Below are 20,222 nucleotides of genomic sequence, written 5' to 3' on the forward strand. Positions count from 1 at the left end.
GCCGACCTCATGCTGCGCATCGCCGTCCCCAACAAGGGTTCCCTGTCAGGCCCTGCGGCGGAGATGCTGCATGAGGCCGGCTACCAGCAGCGCCGGGAGTCCAAGGAACTGCGCATCGTCGACCCGGAGAACGAGGTCGAGTTCTTCTACCTCCGCCCCCGCGACATCGCGATCTACGTCTCCTCCGGCCGCCTCGACATCGGCATCACCGGCCGCGATCTGCTGATCGACTCCGGTGCCGACGCCGAGGAGATCCTCCCGCTCGGCTTCGCCCGCTCCACCTTCCGCTTCGCCGCCAAGCCCGGCACCGCGAACGGCATCGAGGACCTCAAGGGCAAGACCGTCGCCACCTCCTACGAGGGCATCGTCGAGGGCCACCTCGCCGAGCACGGCATCGAGGCCTCCGTCGTCCACCTCGACGGCGCCGTCGAGACGGCCATCGAGCTCGGTGTCGCCGAGGTCATCGCCGATGTCGTCGAGACCGGCACCTCGCTGCGCAACGCCGGTCTTGAGGTCTTCGGCGAGCCGATCATGAAGTCCGAGGCCGCCGTCATCCGCCGTACCGGCGCCGACGCCGATGACCCCAAGGTGCAGCAGTTCCTGCGCCGCCTCCAGGGCGTCCTGGTGGCCCGGACGTACGTGATGATGGACTACGACTGCCGGGTCGAGCAGCTGGAGAAGGCCGTCGCGCTCACCCCGGGCCTGGAGTCCCCGACCGTCTCCCCGCTGCACAACGAGGGCTGGGTCGCCGTCCGCGCGATGGTCCCCGCCAAGGAAGCCCAGCGGATCATGGACGACCTGTACGACATCGGCGCGCGGGCCATCCTGACGACGGCCATCCACGCCTGCCGTCTCTGAGAGCCGTACGTCATGTCCGAACTCCCCGCCCTTCCCGTCACTTTCCGGCCGGGCCGCACCCGCGCCGTGCTGCTCACCGCCGGTGTCGCCATCTTCGTGGTGATCAGCGCGGTGGCCCTGCTGCTGGAGAAGCTCGGCCCCGGTGAGCGCCTGAGCTTCATCCTCACCGGCGCGCTGATGTTCGGCGTCCTCGCGATGCTCGCCCGGGTCAAGGTCGTCGCCGACGACTCCGGTGTGACCGTGGTGAACATCGCCAGCAGGCGGCGGCTGGACTGGGCCGAGATCATCCAGGTGAACCTCCGGCCCGGCGACCCCTGGGTCTTCCTCAACCTCAGCGACGGCACCAGCCTGCCCGCCCTGGGCATCCAGCCCGGCATCGCCAAGCAGCAGGCCATCGCCGACGCCCGCGCGCTGCGGGCGCTCGTGGAGGCCCGCGGCACAAGGGATCTGCCGTAGACAGCCCTGTCTTGATTAATCTGTTGGCGGAGGCGTTTTCCCGGCGCCTCCGCCGCTGACGCTCTCCCTGAGCCTCAGCGGTTTCCTGCTACCCGAGGAGTGACTCCCTCCAGCGATGGACGGATCGTCCTGTAGTACCTGCGCCGCCCCCTCCCGACATACCGAGGCGGCGGCATGACCATCCCCCTGCTGCTGCTTGCCGCGGCATTCCTGCTGATCCTCGCCAACGGCTTCTTCGTGGCGGCTGAGTTCGGCCTGGTGACGGTCGAGCGCCCGGAGGCCGAGAAGGCCGCCGCCGAGGGTGACCGCCGCGCCCGTACGGTCGTCGAATCGCTGAAGGAACTCTCCTTCCAGCTCTCCGGCACCCAGCTCGGCATCACCATCACCTCCCTCGTGGTCGGCATGCTTGCCGAACCCGCGCTCGCCGAGCTGCTGCACGGCCCGATCACCGCGCTCGGCATCCCCGAGGGCGCCGTCTCCGGGGTCGCCGTCATCGTCGGCATGCTGATGGCCTCGGCCGTGCAGATGGTGATCGGCGAACTCGTGCCCAAGAACTGGGCGGTGTCCCGTCCGCTCCAGGTCGCGCGGTTCGTCGCGGGCCCGCAGCACCTCTTCGCGCGCGTCTTCCGGCCGGTCATCGCCACGCTGAACGCCGTCGCCAACCGGCTCGTCCGCGCGCTCGGCATCGAGCCCACCGACGAGCTGGCCTCCGCCCGCACCCCCGGTGAACTCGTCTCCCTGGCCCGCCACTCCGCCCAGGCCGGCACCCTGGAGCAGGACACCGCGGACCTGTTCGTGCGGACCCTGTCGCTCGGCGAGCTGACCGCGCAGCACGTGATGACCCCGCGCGTGAAGGTCAGCGCGCTCCAGTCGTCGGCGACCGCCGAGGACGTCGTGAACCTGACCCGCGCCACCGGACTGTCCCGCTTCCCCGTCTACCGGGAGCGGATCGACGAGGTCGTCGGCATGGTCCACCTCAAGGACGCGCTCGCCGTCCCCGCCGCCGATCGGCTGCGCACTCCCGTCGGCCGCATCGCCCGCCCCGCCCTGCTGGTCCCCGAGACCCTGCCGGTACGGCCGCTGCTGGCCCGGCTGCGCAGCGAACAGCCCATCGCGGTCGTCGTCGACGAGTACGGCGGCACCGCGGGCGTGGTCACCCTGGAGGACATCGTCGAGGAGATCGTCGGCGAGGTCCGCGACGAGCACGACGCCAAGGATCTCCCCGAACTCGCCTCGGCCCCCGCCGAGGACGGCAGGCCCGCCTGGGACGCCGACGGCAGCTGCCGGGTCGACATCCTCCTGCGCATAGGACTCGACGTGCCCGAGGGCCCGTACGAAACCGTCGCCGGTCTGGTCGCCGATCTGCTCGGCCGGATCCCGGTCCCCGGCGACAAGGCCGAACTGCCCGGCTGGCGGCTGTCGGTGCGCCAGGTCGGCCACTACCGCGCCGAGCGGGTACGCCTCGTTCGCACCGCCCCCGTGGTGGAGGCGGCCCGATGAGCGTGCTCCAACTTCTCTTCGCCGCGCTGCTGGTGCTCGCCAACGGCTTCTTCGTCGGCGCCGAGTTCGCGCTGGTCTCGGTCCGCCGCAGCCAGATCGAACCGCTCGGCACGGCCCGCGCCCGACAGGTCCTGTACGGCCTGGAACACCTGCCGCAGATGATGGCGGCGGCCCAGTTCGGCATCACGATCTGCTCACTGACCCTGGGCGCGGTCGCCGAGCCGACGGTCGCGCACATCCTGGAACCGCTCTTCGAGTGGATCCACCTTCCGCACGCGATGATCCACCCGCTGGGCTACGTCATCGCCCTCGCCACGGTCGTCTTCTTCCACCTCGTCATCGGCGAGATGGTCCCGAAGAACCTCGCGATGGCCGCGCCGGAGAAGGCCGCGCTGTGGCTCAGCCCCGGCCTGGTCGCCTTCGCCCGCCTCTGCCGTCCCCTCACCGTCGCCCTCGGCGCCTGCGCCCAGGGCATCCTGCGGCTCTTCCGGGTCGAGCCCAAGGACGAGGTCGAGGCGGTCTTCACCAGCGAGCAGCTCAACCGGCTGGTGGAGGACGCGGGCCAGGCGGGCCTGCTGGACCCCGAGGAACAGGAACGCCTGGAGGACGCCCTGGAACTGGGCTCCCGTCCGGTCACGGACGTCCTGCTGCGCCGGGAGTCCCTGGTGACGGTCCCGCCCTCGGTCACTCCGGGCCAGATCGTCGACCTCACCGCCCGCACCGGCTACTCCCGCTTCCCGGTGGTGGCCGAGACGGGCGCCTTCATGGGCTACCTGCACGTGAAGGACGTACTGGACCTGGAGGACTCGGAACGCGCGGTACCCCAGCAGGTCTGGCGCCCGATGACCACGCTGAGGCCGGAACTCCCCCTGGACGACGCCCTCACGGTGATGCGCCGAGCGGCAACGCATCTGGCGCAGGTAGCGGACGCCTCGGGCAAGGTCCTGGGCCTGGTCGCCCTGGAGGACGTACTGGAACTGCTGGTGGGCGAGGTGACGGACCCCGCCCACAGGGCTCTGCCGAAGCAGGCCCTGGCCAGCTGAGCATGGGCACCACGCGCCCCTCCGGGGGCGCGTGGGCGCGCCTCACATCCCCGGCGGATCCTGAGGTCCCCGACCCGACAGGACTTCCCCATACGCCTGCATCAGATCCGGCAACCGAAGTGTCGACAAGTCGTCCCGAGTCAACGTCCCGGGATAAGTCGACAGCCGCAGATCCCGATACGCGCAGCTCTTCTCGTACAGCGTCCGCAGGAACCGCCCATTGCCCAGCTCGTCGATCCACCCCTGGTCGACCACATGCCCGGCGATGGACCGCAGTTCGTCCAACGCCTCCTCGTCCCACACATCACCGTTCTCCCCGGCGAGCACCTCGCCGATGGAGGTGAGCTCCAGGGGCCGGTACGAGGGAAAGTCCACGCGAGTGGTGAAGCGGGAGGACAGCCCGGGGTTGGCGGCCAGCAGCCGATCCATGCCCTCGGGGTACCCGGCCAGGATCACGACCAGGTGGTCCCGGTTGTCCTCCGCCCGCTTCAGCAGCACCTGAAGCGCCTCGTCGCCGTACGCGTCCCCCTTGCCGTAGCCGGAGTTGGACAGCGAATACGCCTCGTCGACGAAGAGCACACCGCCGAGCGCGGAGTCGATCAGCTCGTTGGCCTTCACGGCTGTCTGCCCGAGATACTCACCGACCAGATCCGCCCGCTGCGCCTCCACGAGATGGTCGCCGCCGAGCAGTCCGAGGGCGTAGAACACGCGGCCCAGGATGCGCGCAACCGTGGTCTTGCCGGTGCCGGAGGGCCCGGAGAAGACGAAGTGCCGTTTGGGCGGCTGGACCGGCAGCCCCTGCCCCGCCCGCAACCGGGCCATGTTCAATTGCGCCGACAACGCCTTGACCTGGCGCTTGACCGGCTCCAGGCCCACCATGCGCTCGAGTTCGGCGAGCGCCTCCTCGAGTAACGCCGGATCGGTCGGTCCCGCGGGCGGCGGCTGGCCGGGAAGGTTCACCCGCTCACGCACGGCCGGATCGGGCACCGGCGGCAGCGGGCCGGAGGACGCCAGTTCAGGCCCGGAGAGCTTGAGGTCCCGGCCCTCGCCGAAGAGCGGATCGAGCGTGTCGGGTCCGTCCACGGAGTCCTGGCCGAGCCCGGTGAGCGTGATCGGCGCCAGATCGCCGGCCTCGTCGTACCCGTCGCCCTCGGCTATCGCGGCGAGCCGGGCCGAGGTGTCCATGAAGGCGGCGTCCACGCGGTGCACGGCCCGGTACAGCGGCAGCGCGGCCGCCGACCGGCCGGTGCCCTCATGGGCGCGTGCCAGCCAGTACCGCAACTCCTTGCGCTGCGGCTGCTCGCTGCGGCAGCGCATCAGGGCCGCGGAGAGCAGCGGCTCGGCCTGGCCGTACATCTCCAGGCGGACCCGGGCCATCCCGCCGAACAGCCCGGCCTCGATGCCGAGCATCGGGTCGTCGAGCAGCGGGTCGGTGTGCCGGACGAGCTGTTCCCAGTCCTTGACCAGATAGGCACGGCAGGCGTGCAGGAAGCGGACCTGGGCATCGGCGTCCACCGGCGGCAGACCGGCGAGGGCCCGGTCCAGCTCCGGCACATGCCGCCCGTCCAGCCAGTGCGAGGCGTGCGCGAGCAGCAGATCGCGCGGGCTCTCCAGCACCGGCTGCACCCACCAGCCGAGCCAGTACCAGGAGTTGAGGGTGCGCCGGTGCCGGGCGCGCTGTTCCCCGAAGCGGTCCCGGTGCCGGAACATCCGCAGCAGCGCGGTCGTCGTGTCCACGCGCAGCGCGTGCAGGCCGAGCCAGCCGTCGGCCATCCCGGGATCCATCCGCACCGCGGTGCGGAACTCCTCCTCGGCCTGCGGATAAGCGCCCATCGTGTAGGCGTCCACGCCTCGCAACCAGGCGAGGTCGGCCGGGGCCTCGGGGCCCTGCATGCCGAAGTCCATCACGTCCCCCACAAACCGTGCCCCCGTCGGTTGGCCGCCGGGCCGTCACCCGTCGGCCGCTGGAGTCGAACCGCCGTACCGCGGACCGGAGTTGCAACGGTGCGCGGAGCAACGGTCCAGGTCGCACCGAGGGCATCGTACCTGCGGTGGCGTCGCCCGCCCCAGGGTGCCGCACCGGCCGTTTGGCGAGGTGGGAGCAGACGAGGAGAGCACGACATGGTGACCGAGGGTGAGCGAATCACGCCCCGGCGCGGCCGGAAAACGGGGTGAAGGCAGAACGAAGCCCCCGATCACGGGGGAACAACCGGGGGCTTCGCGTCTTGGGGCGGCCTTCGACGACCGCACATTGAGAACGTAAGACCTGTACGGCCCTTGGGTCAAGCCGAGTTGGGACACTCAGGCAACTTTGAAAGGACGCCTCTTCACAGCTTCACCACATTGCGGATGGTCCCTCACTGAGCGTGAGGAAGTGGTCCGTTTCACCTGTCCCGGCAGGCCCGGAACGCAGCTCGTACCCCTGCGCGCACTGCCGTACCAGGACATCCGAAAAGGGCCTTGAGGGGTCCACCGCGAAGTGCCGTCGTTCCGCCGCGACCCAGCCGTCCCAGAACTCCCGCTGCTCCTCGCCGTCGCGCGAGCGGCCGCGCGCCCAGGACTCCGCTCGCGGCAGATCCATCCAGAGCAGGAAGGCCAGATGCGGCCGCAGCGCCCGGCGCCCGGCGCCGACTCCCTCGACGAGGACGACGGGGGAGGGCGGCAGCGGGACGGCGGGCCGGAAGCGGCGGGTGTGCCAGTCGTAGGGGGCGTAGTGGGCGGTCTCGCCGTGGGAGAGCGGCGCGATCACCTGGGCCAGCAGGCGGTCGGTCCAGTCGAACAGCTCGTCGTGGCTGGCGATGTCGTCGAGCCGGAGCACGGGCGCGCCGCCCAGTGCCCGCGCCAGCCGCCCGGCGAACGTCGACTTCCCGGACCCGGCGTGCCCGTCGATCCCGATCAGACGGACCGGACCGCAGGAGGCGGGGAGGCTGTGGAGCCGCGAGGCGAGCTGGTGGATGACGGGTCCCGGGGTGAGTGGTGCGTGCACCGGAAGTCTAGTGATCCGGCGCTCGGGTGATGCCAGTGGTCGAGTCCAATATTCCTGCCGCGGCATGCTCCGAAGTGCTGGCAGCGGTCTCCGCTTACGTCCATAGTTGGCGCACACACCGTGCAATGGACCTGCCCCGACTCGGACACCTGGGGGTCTTCCGCCCATGAGCAGATCCGAACAGCCGTCCCGCAGAACCGTTCTGACCGCCGCGGTCGCCGCGGCCGTGGCGGGCGGTGCCGGCTCGGTCCCGGCCGCCGCCGCGAGTGGCACCCCCACCGCCGACCCCGCGCGTGCCGCGGGCGCCCGGATCGACAACCGCGCCTGGACGACGTACACCGACTGGCGCTCCGGCGCCGCCAAGGGCACACGTGCCGTGGCCGGGGTCCGTCCCGGCCTGGTGATCGGGTCGCCGATCGGCCTCGCCGACTACACCGACCCGCACACCGGCACCACCGCCACCTGGGAGTACGCGAGCTGGACCTCGCCCGTGCACCGGCTTTCGGTGCCCTCGACCGAGGCCATAGCGTCCTGGAACGCGCACGCCCCGGCCGGCACCTGGATCCAGATCGAGCTGAAGGGCACCTACTCCGACGGCACCGACACACCCTGGTACGTGATGGGCCGCTGGGCCGCCGGGGACGAGGACATCAAGCGGACCTCCGTCGACGACCAGACCGACGACAAGTCGACGATCTGGACCGACACCTTCGCGATCGACGACCCGGCGACCGGACTGCGCCTGACTTCCTACCGGCTGCGGCTGACCCTCTACCGCAAGCCGGGGACGAAGAAGACCCCCACCGTGTGGCGGCTCGGCGCCATGGGCTCCGACATCGAGGACCGCTTCACCGTCCCCGCCACCACCCCCGGCCTCGCCCAGGAACTGGCGGTCCCGCGGTACTCGCAGGAGATCCACATCGGCCAGTACCCCGAGTACGACAACGGCGGCGAGGCCTGGTGCAGCCCCACCTCCTCGCAGATGATCATCGAGTACTGGGGCGGCCGGCTCACCCCGGAGCAACTGGCCTGGGTCGACCCGGCGTTCGCCGATCCGCAGATCTGCCACGCGGCCCGGTACACCTTCGACCACCAGTACGAGGGCTGCGGCAACTGGCCGTTCAACGCCGCCTACGCGGCCACCTTCAAGGATCTCCAGGGCGTCGTCACCCGGCTCGGCTCGCTGACCGACCTGGAAACCCTGATCGCCGCGGGCATCCCGGCCATAACGTCCCAGTCCTTCCTGAAGGAGGAGCTGACCGGAGCGGGCTACGGCACCTCGGGGCACCTGATGACCGTGATCGGCTTCACCGCCGAGGGCGACGTGATCGCCAACGACCCGAACTCGCCGACCAACGCGGCGGTGCGGCGCGTGTACCTCAGGCGGGAGTTCGAGAACATCTGGCTGCGCACCAAGCGGTACAACGCCAGTGGCAAGGTCGTCTCGGGCACCGGAGGCGTCTGCTACCTGTACTTCCCGTCCCGTCCCTCGGTGCGCCAGCGCATGGCGCTCGCCGCGGTGGGCGTGCGCTGAGACGTCGTACGACGGCCCCCGGAGCCTTCCCGGGGGCCGTCCCTGTGACCAAGGTCTCGGCCGCAAAAGCCCCGGCCGGTGGCAAGGTGGACGGATGAGTACGAATGCAGCCACCGCCACCCGGGTCCGCACCGGCGGCCCCAGGGAAGACGGTCCGAAGATCCTCGAACACGTCCTGGGCTGGACCCTCGTCGTGGTCGTCGCGATGCTCGTGACCCAACTCGGTCTGCTCTGACCCGATGTGACCTGACACATATTCGAACCTGCCATACTGCGGAGGTCCCGCCGCCCGCTTGAGACCAGGGTCGAAATGTGAACAGTCAGCAGCACGTTGCCGTCGGACGACCCCGGGCACGCGGCACCGAGCGATCGGCGGCTCGGCGCGCCGAACTCATCGCCATCGGGCGGAGGTTGTTCGCCGACACGTCCTATGACGCGCTCTCCATGGACGACATCGCGCGCCAGGCCCATGTGGCCAAGGGGCTGATCTACTACTACTTCCAGTCCAAGCGCGGCTATTACCTGGCGATCATCGAGGACTCCGTCGCCGACCTGGTCACCTTCGCGGCGGGGGGCGTCGAACTGCCCCCGGTGGACCGGGTCCACCGCACGATCGACAGCTATCTGCGCTACGCCGAGCACAACCAGGCCGCCTACCGCACGATCGTCAGCGGTGGCGTCGGCTTCGACACCGAGGTGCACGGCATCCGGGACGGCGTGCGCGAGGCGATCGTCGCGACCATCGCCGAGGGCGCGTACGGCCGTACCGACATCGCCCCGCTGGCCCGGATGAGCCTGCTGGCCTGGGTGTGCAGCGTCGAGGGCGCGGCCCTGGACTGGATAGACCGCCCCGAACTCTCCCGCGACACCATGCGCGATCTGCTGGTGAAGACCCTGGGCGGCGCCCTGCGTGCCGTGGAGGAACTGGACCCGTCCTACCAGGCCCCGCAGCCCGCCCGCCGTAACCCATGAGGGCATGACGAAGGGGCGGAGTCTCGTGGTCTCCGCCCCTTCAAGTCCCCCGTGCCAGGGGCTACTTGATGGCCTTGATCAGCTCACCGTTCGCGGTGTCGCCGCTCAGCTCCCAGAAGAACGTGCCCGCCAGGCCCTGCTGGTTCTTGTACGTCATCTTCGAGGCGATGGTCGCCGGGGTGTCGTAACTCCACCAGTTGTTGCCGCACTTGGCGTAGGCGGTGCCGCCCACCTTGCCGGTCGCCGGGCACTTGGTCTTCAGGACCTTGTAGTCCTCGATGCCCTGCTCGTACGTCCCGGCCGCCGGGCCGGTCGCGGTGCCGCCGGGCGCCGCCTGGGTCACTCCGGTCCAGCCGCGGCCGTAGAAGCCGATGCCGAGCAGGAGCTTGGAGGCCGGGATGCCGAGGCCCTTGAGCTTGGCGATGGTCGCCGAGCTGTGCATGTCGGCCTTCGGGATGCCCGAGTAGGAGGTCAGCGGCGAGTGCGGGGCCGTCGGCCCGGCCGCGTCCCAGGCGCCGAAGTAGTCGTAGGTCATGGGGTTGTACCAGTTGACGTACTGGGCCGCGCCCGCGTAGTCCGCCGCGTCGATCTTGCCGCCGGCCGTGGCGTCTGCGGTGATCGCCGCGGTCACCAGGTTGTTGGTGCCGAACTTGGCGCGCAGCGCCTTCATCAGGTTCTTGAAGGCCGCACGGCCGCTGGTGTCACAGGTCAGGCCGCAGCTGTTCGGATACTCCCAGTCGATGTCGATGCCGTCGAAGACATCCGCCCACTTGGAGTTCTCGACCAGGTCGTAGCAGGACTGGGCGAACGCGGCCGGGTTCTGCGCCGCCTGGCCGAAGCCGCCGGACCAGGTCCAGCCGCCGAAGGACCACAGCACCTTGAGGTTCGGGTGCTTCTTCTTCAGCTCGCGCAGCTGGTTGAAGGTGCCGCGCAGCGGCTGGTCCCAGGTGTCCGCGACGCCGTCGACCGACTCGGCCGCGGTGTAGGTCCGCTCGGTGGCCGCGTAATTGTCGCCGATCGCGCACTTTCCGCCGGTGACATTGCCGAAGGCGTAGTTGATGTGGGTGAGCTTGGTGGCGGAACCCGAGGTCTGGATGTTCTTGACGTAGTACTTGCGGTCATAGGTGCCCCATTCGGTGAAATAGCCGATCACCTTGGAGCCCGCTGCTTTGGCGCCTGCCGCTCTGGCGTCCACGGCCGCCTCGGCCGCGGGAGCGCTGGATTTCGCGGTGGCCGTACCCGCCCCGGCGAGCAGTCCGGCGCCGAGGACGGCCGCACAGGCGGCGGAGACCAGCGCCCGGAATCGGGTGCGGTGGGGAATGTGCATTCGGGTGTCTCCTCGTGGGGGAGAGGGGAACGCGCGCCGATTGGCATGAACGCGGTAAAGCGTTGTGCCCGCACATTAGGAGGACTAGACCAGTCCGGTCAATGGTTCGGACCAATTTCCCCGAGCTTGAGTTATCTTGGAGTAAGCGGTCGTTAACTGGTGACTCAGTGCCTCCGATCGGGCATACTCACAGCGCAGAGCCGCTGGTCAGCAGCTTCCGTGACCCGGGAGTGCGGGCATCGGCCCGTACCCAGTGAGACCCGGCGGAGCCGCCCCACCCAAGGCGCACGCCCGCCGATGCGCCCGAAAAGGGAGGAGAGCGTCGCCATGCCCGACCGCGCCCCGCAGCCGGTGGACCGGCAACTGCCCACGGACGAGGCCCGGGATCTGATCTCGCTCGTCCGCGACATCGCGCAGCGTGAGATCGCCCCGAAGGCGGCCGAGGAGGAGGACGCCGGACGCTTCCCGCGCGAGGTCTTCGCCCTGCTGTCGGAATCGGGCCTCCTCGGCCTGCCCTACGACTCCGAGTACGGCGGCGGCGATCAGCCGTACGAGGTCTACCTCCAGGTCCTCGAAGAGCTCGCGGCCGCCCGGCTCACCGTCGGCCTCGGGGTCAGCGTGCACACCCTGGCCTCCTACGCGCTCGCCGCCTACGGCACCAAGGAGCAGCAGGTCGAGCACCTGCCCGCGATGCTCGGCGGCGGACTGCTCGGCGCCTACTGCCTCTCCGAGCCCTCCTCCGGCTCCGACGCAGCCTCCCTGCGCACCAAGGCGGTGCGGGACGGCGACGACTGGGTGATCACCGGGACGAAGGCCTGGATCACCCATGGCGGCATCGCCGACTACTACACGGTCATGGCCCGCACCGGCGAGGAGGGCCCGCGCGGGATCACCGCCTTCCTGGTGCCCGGCGACGCCGAGGGGCTGAGCGCGGCGGCGCCCGAGAAGAAGATGGGCATGAAGGGCTCCCCGACCGCACAGGTCCACTTCGACGGCGTACGGGTCTCCGACGACCGGCGGCTCGGCGAGGAGGGACAGGGCTTCGCCATCGCCCTGTCCGCGCTGGACTCCGGGCGCCTCGGCATCGCGGCCTGCGCGATCGGCGTGGCCCAGGCGGCGCTGGACGAGGCCGTGGCGTACGCGGCGGGGCGCAAGCAGTTCGGGCGGCCGATCTCCGACTTCCAGGGCCTGCGGTTCATGCTCGCCGACATGGCGACCCAGATCGAGGCCGGCCGGGCGCTGTACCTGTCGGCGGCGCGGCTGAGGGACGCGGGGCGGCCGTTCGCCAAGCAGGCCGCCATGGCCAAGCTGCACTGCACCGACACCGCGATGAAGGTGACCACCGACGCCGTGCAGATTCTCGGCGGGTACGGCTACACCGCGGACTTCCCGGCCGAGCGCTACATGCGCGAGGCGAAAGTGCTCCAGATCGTCGAGGGCACCAACCAGATCCAGCGCATGGTCATCGCCCGTCACCTCGCGGGTCCCGAGGGGCGCTGAACGCACCGGGCCGCACCGTCGGCGCCGCCAGCCGGATCCACTCCGGGTCGTGGCGGCCCGGCAGGGTGCGGCCCCCGTCGGCCCAAGTGCGCATCAGATCCCGGTAGATGGGCGGGTCCGGGGGCTGCGGCGGGGCAAGCGGAACCGATTCTGCGGGTTGCGGCACGAAGATGAGTCGTTGACGCCCGGTCGTCGAATAGGTGGGGGTCATACCAGGGCAACGCGGGGGCGACGGGGCAGGTCACCGATGGACGGAATCGGCCGTGCGTTCGTCGGCGTCCGGTTCCGTCTCTGGCCACCTGAGGCCGTCTGACGTACCGTCAGGCCAGCCCGCCTCCAGGGAGGTCTCCCGTGGCCGACGACGACCGCCCGGTACCGCTCGACGAGTACCCGGTGCACCAGGTCCCCCTGTCCATGAAGCACGTGGCGACCGGCGACCGGAACGCCTACGACCGCTGCATCTTCCACATCCTCGACCACCAGGGGCGTGCCCTGCTGATCGTCGGTCTCGGGGTGTACCCGAACCTCGGGGTGATCGACGCCTACGCCACCCTGCGGGTGGGGGACACCCTGCACGCCGTACGTGCCTCGGACGCGCTCGACGAGGACCGGATGCGGCTCGCCGTCGGACCGCTGCGGATCGAGGTCGAGGAGCCACTGCGCCGGCTGCGGCTGGTGAGCGACGACGACTCGCTCTCGTACGACCTCACGTGGACCGCCGACTTCCCCGCCCTGTGGGAACCCCATCACCTCCAGCGCCGCGGCGACCGGCTCACCCTCGAAGGGCGCCGGTTCGTGCAGGCGGGCAGCGTGGCGGGGGTCGTCCGCGCGGCCGGCGAGGAGTTCCGGGTCACCGCCGCCGACTGGACCGGCACCCGAGACCGCAGCTGGGGCGTGCGGCCCGTGCCGGGGGAGGAGGGCGGACGGCTCGCCGAGGAGCACCCGACCGAGGGATTCCACTGGATCTGGTGCCCGGTCCGCTTCGAGGACCGGTTCCTGATGGTGATCGTCCAGGAGGACGCGGACGGGCACCGCTCACTGAACGAGGCGACGCTGGTCCGCCCCGGCCACCGCGACCGCCAACTCGGCTGGCCCCAGGCCGAGATCACCTACCGTCCGGGCACCCGGCACCCCGAGAGCGCCCTCGTCCACCTCGGCGACGTCCGCAAACCGAGGGAACTCCAGGTGGAGGTCCTCACCTCCTCCCCGCTCGCGATCGGCGCCGGCTACCCGCCCGCCGACGACTGGCAGCACGGCACCTGGCAGGGCCGCGGCTGGGTCGACCGGCGCACCTACGACCTCACCGACGCCCACCCCCTGGCCGCGTACGGCGTCACCGATCACGCCGCGCGCTTCCGCCTGGACGGACGAACCGGCCACGGCATCTTCGAGTACGGCTCGTTCGGGCGGCACGACCCGAGCGGCTTCGCGGACTTCACTTCGGTCGCACCCTAGGGGGCCACCACATGGCAGCCACAGCACCCCGCCCGCGCACCACCACCCGCGATCCGGAGGACATCGCCCGCCGCCTCACCGCCTGGCTCGGCACGCGGCTGCCCGGCGCCAAGGCCGTCGGCGTCACCGTCCCCGAGTCCAACGGCCTGTCCAGCGAGACCCTCCTCTTCGACATCGAGCACCCCGAACCCCCGGTGCGCTCCTGCGCGTTGCGGCTGGCGGCGGACCCGGCGGCGTACACCGTCTTCCCGGTGTACGACATGCCGTGCCAGTACCGGACGATGCGCCTCGTCGCCGAGCGCACGGACGTGCCCGTACCGAGGGTGCTGTGGCTGGAGGAGGATCCCGGCCCGCTCGGGGCGCCCTTCTTCGTCATGGAGCGCGTCGAGGGGCGCGTGCCGCCGGACGTCATGCCGTACACCTACGAGGGCAACTGGCTGCACGCGGCGAGTGACGAGGAGCGTGAGCGACTGGAGTCGGCGACGGTCGGGGTGCTGGCCCGGCTGCACGACCAAGTACCGCTGCCGGAGGCCGAGTTCCTGGCGCCTCCCGGCACGGGCGACACGCTGCGACGGCACGTCGAAGCCCAACGCGCCTACTACGAATGGGTGGTTGACGGCCTCGCCCGCTCACCGCTGATCGAGGACGCCTTCGCACGCCTGGCGGAACTCTGGCCGCGCGATCCGGGTACTCCCGTGCTCAACTGGGGCGACGCGCGGATCGGGAACGTCGTCTACGACGTGTTCGCACCCGCGGCCGTCCTCGACTGGGAGATGGCGGCCCTGGCCCCGCGCGAGGTCGACCTCGGCTGGACCGTCTATCTGCACCGCTTCTTCCAGGACCTGACGGTGGCCTTCGGACAGCGCGGCCTGCCGGACTTCCTGCGCCGCGACCGGGTCGAGGCCCGCTATGCGGAACTCACCGGGCACACCCCGCGGGACATGGACTTCTACACGCTGTACGCCGCCCTGCGGCACGGCGTCGTGATGCTGCGGATCGCCTACCGCCAGGTCCACTTCGGCGAGGCCGAGATCCCGGCGGACCCGGACACACTGATCCTGCACCACGGCAGCCTGCGAGCCATGGTGCAGGGCAGCTACTGGGATTGAGCGATCCGACAGCGACGTCGTGCCGCGCCGCCTGCGCTCAGGCGGCGTGGCGCCGCATCGCCGGCACGCGCATCGGGCGCGAGCTCGGGCCGCCGACGTGCGAGAAGGGCTGGGTCCGCCAGTCAAGACCCTGAGGGAGCGTCAACAGCAGCGCGGTGTCCTGCTCCTGGGGTTCGGCCGACTCGTCCGCGGAGCGGGCCTCGGTGGCGCGACGGCCGGTGCCGGCGCACACCGTCAGGCCGAACGGGTTCCACGGCGAGGCGCACAGCGCGTGCTCCGGCAGGACCTCCTCGTCCGCCAGCAGCGCGATGGGCTGGGCGCAGTCCGGGCAGATCACCCGGTACATCTCGAAGGTGTCGTACGCGTCGAACTCGTCGTCGGCGAAGTCGGACGCGTCGGGTTCGACGCCCTCCGGCTCGGGCTCGACGACCAGCTGCGGGCGCTTGGCTCCGGTACGACCAGGGCGCTTAAGACTCTGCATGGGATTCTCCCCCTCGGGCTGGGCCGTTCAGGCACTGCGGCCTCGACCACAGCAAGCACTTCCCGTCCCGTCTCGGCGGTAATCACGAGAACATCACGGAGCCGGTTCGGTGGCTGTGGCGTTCGTCACATGCCGCCCGCAGGTGCCCGACGCGGCCGGTTTGTCCCCCAGGCGGCTCACAGTCTTCCGCCGGACTTCGGCCGGTCACATCACGAACCGGGTATGACCTGGGCCGCTCAGGTGTCCCAGGAGGTCAGGGGCACTGTAGGTTCTTGCGCCATGGAGGAGCTGGACCGACAGATCGTGCAGCTGCTCGTCAAGGACGGGCGGATGAGCTACACAGACCTGGGCAAGGCCACGGGCCTGTCCACGTCGGCCGTGCACCAGCGGGTGCGACGGCTCGAACAGCGTGGCGTCATCCGTGGCTACGCCGCGGTCGTGGACTCCGAGGCGGTCGGGCTGCCCATGACCGCGTTCATCTCGGTGAAACCGTTCGACCCCAGCGCGCCCGACGACATCGCGGACCGGCTCGCCGGGGTGCCCGAGATCGAGGCGTGCCACAGCGTCGCGGGGGACGAGAACTACATCCTCAAGGTGCGCGTGGCCACGCCGCACGAGCTGGAGGAGCTGCTGGCTCGCCTGCGCTCCCTGGCCGGCGTCTCCACCCGTACGACGGTGGTGCTCTCCACGCCCTACGAGGCACGCCCACCCCGCATCTGAGCCGACCTGCGTGCCGGGCGGGCGGGGCGAGGCGGGAGACTGTCCCCCATGAGTGAGCGCACCGCCGAGTCCAAGACCCTTCTGCTTCGCCGCGGGGAGGTCCACAGCCCCGCCGACCCGTTCGCCACCGCGATGGTCGTCGAGCGGGGGCAGGTCGCCTGGGTCGGGTCCGAAGGGGCCGCTGACGCCTTCGCGGACGGTGTGGACGAGGTCCTGGATCTGGACGGCGCGCTGGTCACCCCGGCCTTCACCGACGCCCATGTGCACACCACCGCCACGGGCCTCGCACTGACCGGCCTCGACCTGTCCACCGCCCCCTCCCTGGCGGCGGCCCTGGATCTCGTACGGGCCTTCGCCGCCGCCCGTCCGCAGGACCGGGTTCTGCTCGGGCACGGCTGGGACTCCGCCCGCTGGCCCGACGGCCGCCCCCCGACGCGTGCCGAGCTGGACGCGGCCACCGGCGGACGGCCCCTGTATCTCTCCCGTATCGACGTCCACTCGGCGGTCGTGACGACCGCGCTGCTGGAACTGACGCCGGATCTCGCCGCGCCCGACGGACCGCTCACCGCCGACGCCCACCACACCGTGCGGGCCGCCGCGCTCGCCGCCGTGACGTCCGCCCAGCGCGTCGAGGCGCAGCGCGCCGCCCTCGCCCACGCGGCCTCCCTCGGCATCGGCACCCTGCACGAGTGCGCGGGCCCGGACATCTCCTCCGAGGACGACTTCACCGGCCTGCTCCGGCTCGCCGCCGAGGAACCAGGGCCCCGGATCGTCGGCTACTGGGCCGAACAGGACGTCGACAAGGCACGGGAGCTCGGCGCGGCCGGCGCGGCGGGGGACCTCTTCGTCGACGGCGCCCTCGGCTCGCACACCGCCTGTCTGCACCAGCCGTACGCCGACGCCGGGCACACCGGCATCGCCTACCTGGACGCCGCCGCCGTCGCCGCCCATGTCGCCGCCTGCACCGAGGCGGGGCTCCAGGCGGGCTTCCACGCGATCGGCGACGCCGCCGTGACGGCCGTGGTCGAGGGCGTGCGCGCCGCCGCCGAGAAGGTCGGCCTCGCCCGCGTCCGCGCCGCCCGGCACCGCGTCGAGCACGCCGAGATGCTGACGCCCGAGACCATCGCCGCGTTCGCCGAACTCGGTCTCACCGCCTCGGTCCAGCCCGCCTTCGACGCGCTGTGGGGCGGCGAGGAGGGCATGTACACCGCACGACTGGGCGCCGAGCGCGCCCGCACCCTCAACCCCTTCGCGGCGCTCCTGAAGGCCGGTGTCCCGCTCGCCTTCGGCTCCGACAGCCCGGTCACGCCCCTGGACCCCTGGGGCACGGTCCGTGCCGCCGCCTTCCACCGCACCCCCGAGCAACGGGTCTCGGTGCGGGCCGCGTTCACCGCGCACACGCGGGGCGGCTGGCGCGCGACCGGCCGCGACGACGCGGGCGTGCTGGTCCCCGGCGCGCCCGCGGACTACGCCGTGTGGCGCACCGACGAACTGGTCGTCCAGGCTCCCGACGACCGCGTCGCCCGCTGGTCCACCGACCCCCGCTCCGGCACCCCTGGCCTGCCCGATCTCACCCCGGGCCACGACCTGCCGGTCTGTCTGCGCACGGTGGTCGGCGGACGGACGGTGTTCGTACGGCCGGGCGAGTGATCTCCGGGGGTGGCGTATCGCCGATCCGGCGCCGCCGCCCCGTCGCGCGACCTGCGCGTCCTCCGCGCTGACCAGGGCACTGAGTGCGGACCCGCAGGTCAAACAGTTGTTGACAGCCGACGGCAGGGGGCCGGTAGGTTCGGCCGAGTCCACCACCGGACGCCCGACCTGGGATCCGAGAACTTCCGCAGCGCCCGCGCCACGGCGAGGGAACGTTCCGGCCGGTCGGGGAGGTGTGACCCGGGTGGGGCCCGGGCGCTCAGTAGACAACGGCTTTAGGTCGACCCGCAGCCAGCGGGTTCCAGGTCGGCCCGAAGGGCGCCGGGCCCCCATCCGCAGCGGGCCCCTCCGCAGAGGGCGCGCATGATCCGAAAACCTGATGCTTACCCCGCTCTTGTGGTTTGGACACCACCATACGAACGTGATGTCACGTAATCGCAGGCCGCGCCCACTAAGGTGGACGTCTGCGGACGCACACGAAGGGGCAGCAGTGAACGACGGCGACGGGATCCGTGAGGCGGAGGCCTCAGGGAAGCGGTTCGGCCCGCTCGGCACGGCGTTGGTGATCATTCCGACCTACAACGAGGCGGAGAACATCAAGGCGATCGTCGGCCGGGTGCGCTCGGCCGTACCCGAGGCGCATGTCCTCGTGGCCGACGACAACAGCCCCGACGGCACCGGCAAGCTCGCCGATGAGCTGGCCGCCGAGGACGATCACGTCCAGGTGCTGCACCGCAAGGGCAAGGAGGGCCTCGGTGCGGCCTACCTCGCGGGCTTCCGCTGGGGCCTGGACAAGGGCTACGGCGTCCTGGTCGAGATGGACGCGGACGGCTCCCACCGGCCGGAGGAGCTGCCCCGGCTGCTCACCGCGCTGAAGAGCGCCGACCTGGTCCTGGGGTCCCGCTGGGTGCCCGGCGGCCGGGTGGTGAACTGGCCCAAGAGCCGTGAGTTCATCTCCCGCGGCGGCAGCCTGTACTCCCGCGTGGCCCTGGACCTGCCGCTGCGGGACATCACCGGCGGCTACCGCGCCTTCCGCCGCGAGACCCTGGAGGGCCTCGGCCTCGACGACGTCGCCTCCCAGGGCTACTGCTTCCAGGTCGACCTCGCCCGTCGCGCGGTCAAGGCGGGCTACCACGTCATCGAGGTGCCCATCACCTTCGTCGAACGCGAGCTGGGCGACTCCAAGATGAGCCGCGACATTCTGGTGGAGGCCCTGTGGCGGGTCACCACCTGGGGTGCGCAGGAGCGGGCCGGGAAGCTCCTCGGTCGCGCCAACAAGCCGCCTCAGCCGCCCCGGTCGTAGTCCTGCCACTGCGCGCGCCCTGCTGACCGTCCGCTTATCCCGCACTGAGCAGGGTGCAGGCACACTGGATGCATGACGACTGGCGCACCGACTCCCACGCATCCCGCCCGGCCCCGGCGCTCCCGGCTGCGCACCTTCCTGCCGCTGGGCATCGCCGCGTGGCTGGTGCTGGAGATCTGGCTGCTGACCGTGGTCGCGGACGCGGCGGGCGGCTTCACCGTCTTCCTGCTGCTGGTCGCGGGCCTGCTGCTGGGCGCCGTGGTGATCAAGCGGGCGGGCCGGCGCGCCTTCCAGAACCTCAACGAGACCTTGCAGCGCGGCGGTACCCCGGCCCCCTCCGGCGGTGGCAACGGCCTGATGATGCTCGGCGGACTGCTGCTGATGCTGCCCGGCCTGGTCTCGGACGTGGTCGGTCTGCTCCTGCTGATCCCGCCGGTCCAGAAGGCGCTCGGGCGGTACACGGAGCGCACCCTCGAGAAGAGGCTCCGCAAGGCCGGACCGGGTACCCTCGGCGACGCCTTCCAGCAGGCCCGGATCCACCGGCCCGACGGCAAGGTCGTGCAGGGCGAGGTCATCCGGGACGAGCCGGGCGACACGCCCGAGGGCCCGCGCCCGCCGCTCACGCACTGAGTCGACGCACACTGAGCGAACAAGACCGCGGGCGCCGTACGTCGAACGTACGGCGCCCGCGGTCTTGTGCTGTCTAGCTGAATCGGGTTCCGGACCCGGCAGGACTAGGCCGACTTACGGCTGTCCCTGGGGTGGACCGCGATGTTCATCGCGCCGGAACGCAGAACGGCCAGGCGCTCCTCAAGGACCTCTTCGAGTTCCTCACGGGTGCGCCGCTCCATCAGCATGTCCCAATGCGTACGCGCGGGCTTGGCCTTCTTCTCCTCAGGGCCGTCGCCGTCAACGAGGAGTGCCTGGGCCCCGCAGACCTTGCACTCCCACTCCGGCGGGATCTCCGCCTCGACCGAGAAGGGCATCTCGAAGCGGTGCCCCTTCTCGCATGCGTACTCCACGGCCTGGCGCGGGGCCAGGTCGATGCCGCGGTCCGTCTCGTAGCTGGTCACCACGAGGCGCGTGCCGCGAAGAGCTCGCTCACTCATGAATCGTGCCTCCCGGGCTTGTCGCCCACAGGACAGGTGTCGCTGTCGTCGTCATCCGGTCAACGTCCGGTCGGCGGTAAAGATTCCCGTTCCGGGTCATGCGTCGCCGTCGTAGCCGCCCCTTGTTCTACCCACCGGCGCCCGGTTTGTCACATCTGCTAGCAGATGTCACCCAGCGTTTCGGCATCTTTGACGCGCAGTAACGGTACGCCTGGCAGG

General features: G+C 70.9%; 20 protein-coding genes. 14 read left to right on the plus strand and 6 right to left on the minus strand.

Annotated elements, in window-relative coordinates:
* Positions 1-9: 9 nt before the first annotated feature.
* The 4 genes from hisG to BN159_RS35470 all read left to right on the plus strand — a co-directional run bounded on the left by hisG (position 10) and on the right by BN159_RS35470 (position 3,857).
* The gene (hisG, locus tag BN159_RS35455; protein WP_015661857.1) at positions 10-858 is read left to right on the plus strand and encodes an ATP phosphoribosyltransferase; all 849 of its coding nucleotides are present in this window, start codon (positions 10-12) and stop codon (positions 856-858) included.
* Positions 859-870: 12 nt separating this feature from the next.
* The gene (locus tag BN159_RS35460) at positions 871-1,314 is read left to right on the plus strand and encodes a PH domain-containing protein (protein ID WP_015661858.1); all 444 of its coding nucleotides are present in this window, start codon (positions 871-873) and stop codon (positions 1,312-1,314) included.
* 174 nt (positions 1,315-1,488) lie between these two features.
* Positions 1,489-2,814, plus strand: a complete 1,326-nt coding sequence (locus tag BN159_RS35465; RefSeq protein WP_015661859.1) for a hemolysin family protein — start codon at positions 1,489-1,491, stop codon at positions 2,812-2,814.
* Positions 2,811-3,857, plus strand: coding sequence for a hemolysin family protein (locus BN159_RS35470; protein WP_015661860.1), 1,047 nt, complete (start codon positions 2,811-2,813; stop codon positions 3,855-3,857). Before BN159_RS35465 ends, BN159_RS35470 begins: the two co-directional genes overlap by 4 nt.
* A gap of 42 nt (positions 3,858-3,899) precedes the next feature.
* Here BN159_RS35470 and BN159_RS35475 read toward each other — a convergent pair whose 3' ends face one another.
* On the minus strand, positions 3,900-5,762 hold the full coding sequence (locus BN159_RS35475; RefSeq protein ID WP_041820337.1) for an AAA family ATPase: 1,863 nt from the start codon (positions 5,760-5,762) through the stop codon (positions 3,900-3,902).
* 430 nt (positions 5,763-6,192) lie between these two features.
* Positions 6,193-6,843 (minus strand): uridine kinase family protein, encoded by a 651-nt coding sequence (locus tag BN159_RS35480; protein ID WP_015661862.1) that lies wholly within the window; start codon positions 6,841-6,843, stop codon positions 6,193-6,195.
* Between the two features lie 166 nt (positions 6,844-7,009).
* Here BN159_RS35480 and BN159_RS35485 point away from each other — a divergent pair, with 166 nt between their 5' ends.
* From BN159_RS35485 to BN159_RS35490, 3 genes are all read left to right on the plus strand, one after another.
* Positions 7,010-8,377 carry a peptidase C39 family protein gene (locus BN159_RS35485; RefSeq protein ID WP_015661863.1) on the plus strand — a complete coding sequence of 456 codons (1,368 nt, stop codon included), beginning with the start codon at positions 7,010-7,012 and terminating at the stop codon, positions 8,375-8,377.
* Between the two features lie 94 nt (positions 8,378-8,471).
* Positions 8,472-8,612, plus strand: a complete 141-nt coding sequence (locus tag BN159_RS45435; protein ID WP_015661864.1) for an SCO1431 family membrane protein — start codon at positions 8,472-8,474, stop codon at positions 8,610-8,612.
* A 77-nt stretch (positions 8,613-8,689) separates the two neighbouring features.
* The gene (locus BN159_RS35490) at positions 8,690-9,349 is read left to right on the plus strand and encodes a TetR/AcrR family transcriptional regulator (protein WP_015661865.1); all 660 of its coding nucleotides are present in this window, start codon (positions 8,690-8,692) and stop codon (positions 9,347-9,349) included.
* Positions 9,350-9,410: 61 nt separating this feature from the next.
* On the opposite strand, the gene BN159_RS35495 is transcribed toward BN159_RS35490, so the two are convergent.
* Positions 9,411-10,676, minus strand: coding sequence for a glycoside hydrolase family 18 protein (locus BN159_RS35495; RefSeq protein ID WP_015661866.1), 1,266 nt, complete (start codon positions 10,674-10,676; stop codon positions 9,411-9,413).
* Positions 10,677-11,003: 327 nt separating this feature from the next.
* On the opposite strand from BN159_RS35495, the gene BN159_RS35500 reads away from it, so the two are divergent.
* A complete protein-coding gene (locus BN159_RS35500) occupies positions 11,004-12,176 on the plus strand; it encodes an acyl-CoA dehydrogenase family protein (RefSeq protein WP_015661867.1) in 1,173 nt (390 codons plus the stop codon).
* Here the strand turns inward: BN159_RS35500 and BN159_RS47230 are convergent.
* Entirely contained in the window at positions 12,139-12,387 is a 249-nt protein-coding gene (locus BN159_RS47230) for a hypothetical protein (RefSeq protein WP_078598925.1), read from the minus strand. The two genes, BN159_RS35500 and BN159_RS47230, sit on opposite strands and share 38 nt — an antisense overlap.
* 203 nt (positions 12,388-12,590) lie before the next feature.
* Here BN159_RS47230 and BN159_RS35505 point away from each other — a divergent pair, with 203 nt between their 5' ends.
* Together BN159_RS35505 and BN159_RS35510 are read left to right on the plus strand one after the other, a co-directional pair.
* Positions 12,591-13,631, plus strand: coding sequence for a hypothetical protein (locus tag BN159_RS35505; protein WP_051113692.1), 1,041 nt, complete (start codon positions 12,591-12,593; stop codon positions 13,629-13,631).
* Between the two features lie 11 nt (positions 13,632-13,642).
* Complete coding sequence (locus BN159_RS35510) at positions 13,643-14,740, plus strand: phosphotransferase family protein (RefSeq protein WP_015661869.1); 1,098 nt, start codon at positions 13,643-13,645, stop codon at positions 14,738-14,740.
* Between the two features lie 37 nt (positions 14,741-14,777).
* On the opposite strand, the gene BN159_RS35515 is transcribed toward BN159_RS35510, so the two are convergent.
* Entirely contained in the window at positions 14,778-15,221 is a 444-nt protein-coding gene (locus BN159_RS35515) for a hypothetical protein (protein WP_015661870.1), read from the minus strand.
* 279 nt (positions 15,222-15,500) lie between these two features.
* Between BN159_RS35515 and BN159_RS35520 the strand changes: the two genes are divergently transcribed.
* The 4 genes from BN159_RS35520 to fxsA all read left to right on the plus strand — a co-directional run bounded on the left by BN159_RS35520 (position 15,501) and on the right by fxsA (position 19,524).
* Positions 15,501-15,941, plus strand: a complete 441-nt coding sequence (locus BN159_RS35520; protein WP_015661871.1) for an Lrp/AsnC family transcriptional regulator — start codon at positions 15,501-15,503, stop codon at positions 15,939-15,941.
* A gap of 48 nt (positions 15,942-15,989) precedes the next feature.
* Positions 15,990-17,591, plus strand: coding sequence for an amidohydrolase (locus BN159_RS35525; RefSeq protein ID WP_015661872.1), 1,602 nt, complete (start codon positions 15,990-15,992; stop codon positions 17,589-17,591).
* Between the two features lie 490 nt (positions 17,592-18,081).
* Positions 18,082-18,894 (plus strand): polyprenol monophosphomannose synthase, encoded by an 813-nt coding sequence (locus BN159_RS35530; protein ID WP_015661873.1) that lies wholly within the window; start codon positions 18,082-18,084, stop codon positions 18,892-18,894.
* 72 nt (positions 18,895-18,966) lie between these two features.
* The gene (gene fxsA, locus BN159_RS35535) at positions 18,967-19,524 is read left to right on the plus strand and encodes an FxsA family membrane protein (protein ID WP_015661874.1); all 558 of its coding nucleotides are present in this window, start codon (positions 18,967-18,969) and stop codon (positions 19,522-19,524) included.
* 104 nt (positions 19,525-19,628) lie between these two features.
* Here fxsA and BN159_RS35540 read toward each other — a convergent pair whose 3' ends face one another.
* Positions 19,629-20,003 carry an RNA polymerase-binding protein RbpA gene (locus BN159_RS35540; protein WP_003977404.1) on the minus strand — a complete coding sequence of 125 codons (375 nt, stop codon included), beginning with the start codon at positions 20,001-20,003 and terminating at the stop codon, positions 19,629-19,631.
* Between the last annotated feature and the right edge of the window lie 219 nt (positions 20,004-20,222).

The organism is Streptomyces davaonensis JCM 4913 (assembly GCF_000349325.1).
GTDB classification, from domain to species: domain Bacteria; phylum Actinomycetota; class Actinomycetes; order Streptomycetales; family Streptomycetaceae; genus Streptomyces; species Streptomyces davaonensis.

What these genes read in the sequence shown, in the direction of transcription:
- BN159_RS47230 (WP_078598925.1), bottom strand. Translation starts at nt 12,387, where the DNA reads ATGACCCCCACCTATTCGACGACCGGGCGTCAACGACTCATCTTCGTG.
- hisG (WP_015661857.1), top strand. Translation starts at nt 10, where the DNA reads ATGCTGCGCATCGCCGTCCCCAACAAGGGTTCCCTGTCAGGCCCTGCG.
- BN159_RS35520 (WP_015661871.1), top strand. Translation starts at nt 15,501, where the DNA reads ATGGAGGAGCTGGACCGACAGATCGTGCAGCTGCTCGTCAAGGACGGG.
- BN159_RS35465 (WP_015661859.1), top strand. Translation starts at nt 1,489, where the DNA reads ATGACCATCCCCCTGCTGCTGCTTGCCGCGGCATTCCTGCTGATCCTC.
- BN159_RS45435 (WP_015661864.1), top strand. Translation starts at nt 8,472, where the DNA reads ATGAGTACGAATGCAGCCACCGCCACCCGGGTCCGCACCGGCGGCCCC.
- BN159_RS35460 (WP_015661858.1), top strand. Translation starts at nt 871, where the DNA reads ATGTCCGAACTCCCCGCCCTTCCCGTCACTTTCCGGCCGGGCCGCACC.
- BN159_RS35510 (WP_015661869.1), top strand. Translation starts at nt 13,643, where the DNA reads ATGGCAGCCACAGCACCCCGCCCGCGCACCACCACCCGCGATCCGGAG.
- fxsA (WP_015661874.1), top strand. Translation starts at nt 18,967, where the DNA reads ATGACGACTGGCGCACCGACTCCCACGCATCCCGCCCGGCCCCGGCGC.
- BN159_RS35500 (WP_015661867.1), top strand. Translation starts at nt 11,004, where the DNA reads ATGCCCGACCGCGCCCCGCAGCCGGTGGACCGGCAACTGCCCACGGAC.
- BN159_RS35515 (WP_015661870.1), bottom strand. Translation starts at nt 15,221, where the DNA reads ATGCAGAGTCTTAAGCGCCCTGGTCGTACCGGAGCCAAGCGCCCGCAG.
- BN159_RS35470 (WP_015661860.1), top strand. Translation starts at nt 2,811, where the DNA reads ATGAGCGTGCTCCAACTTCTCTTCGCCGCGCTGCTGGTGCTCGCCAAC.
- BN159_RS35505 (WP_051113692.1), top strand. Translation starts at nt 12,591, where the DNA reads ATGAAGCACGTGGCGACCGGCGACCGGAACGCCTACGACCGCTGCATC.
- BN159_RS35495 (WP_015661866.1), bottom strand. Translation starts at nt 10,676, where the DNA reads ATGCACATTCCCCACCGCACCCGATTCCGGGCGCTGGTCTCCGCCGCC.
- BN159_RS35485 (WP_015661863.1), top strand. Translation starts at nt 7,010, where the DNA reads ATGAGCAGATCCGAACAGCCGTCCCGCAGAACCGTTCTGACCGCCGCG.
- BN159_RS35525 (WP_015661872.1), top strand. Translation starts at nt 15,990, where the DNA reads ATGAGTGAGCGCACCGCCGAGTCCAAGACCCTTCTGCTTCGCCGCGGG.
- BN159_RS35475 (WP_041820337.1), bottom strand. Translation starts at nt 5,762, where the DNA reads ATGGACTTCGGCATGCAGGGCCCCGAGGCCCCGGCCGACCTCGCCTGG.
- BN159_RS35540 (WP_003977404.1), bottom strand. Translation starts at nt 20,003, where the DNA reads ATGAGTGAGCGAGCTCTTCGCGGCACGCGCCTCGTGGTGACCAGCTAC.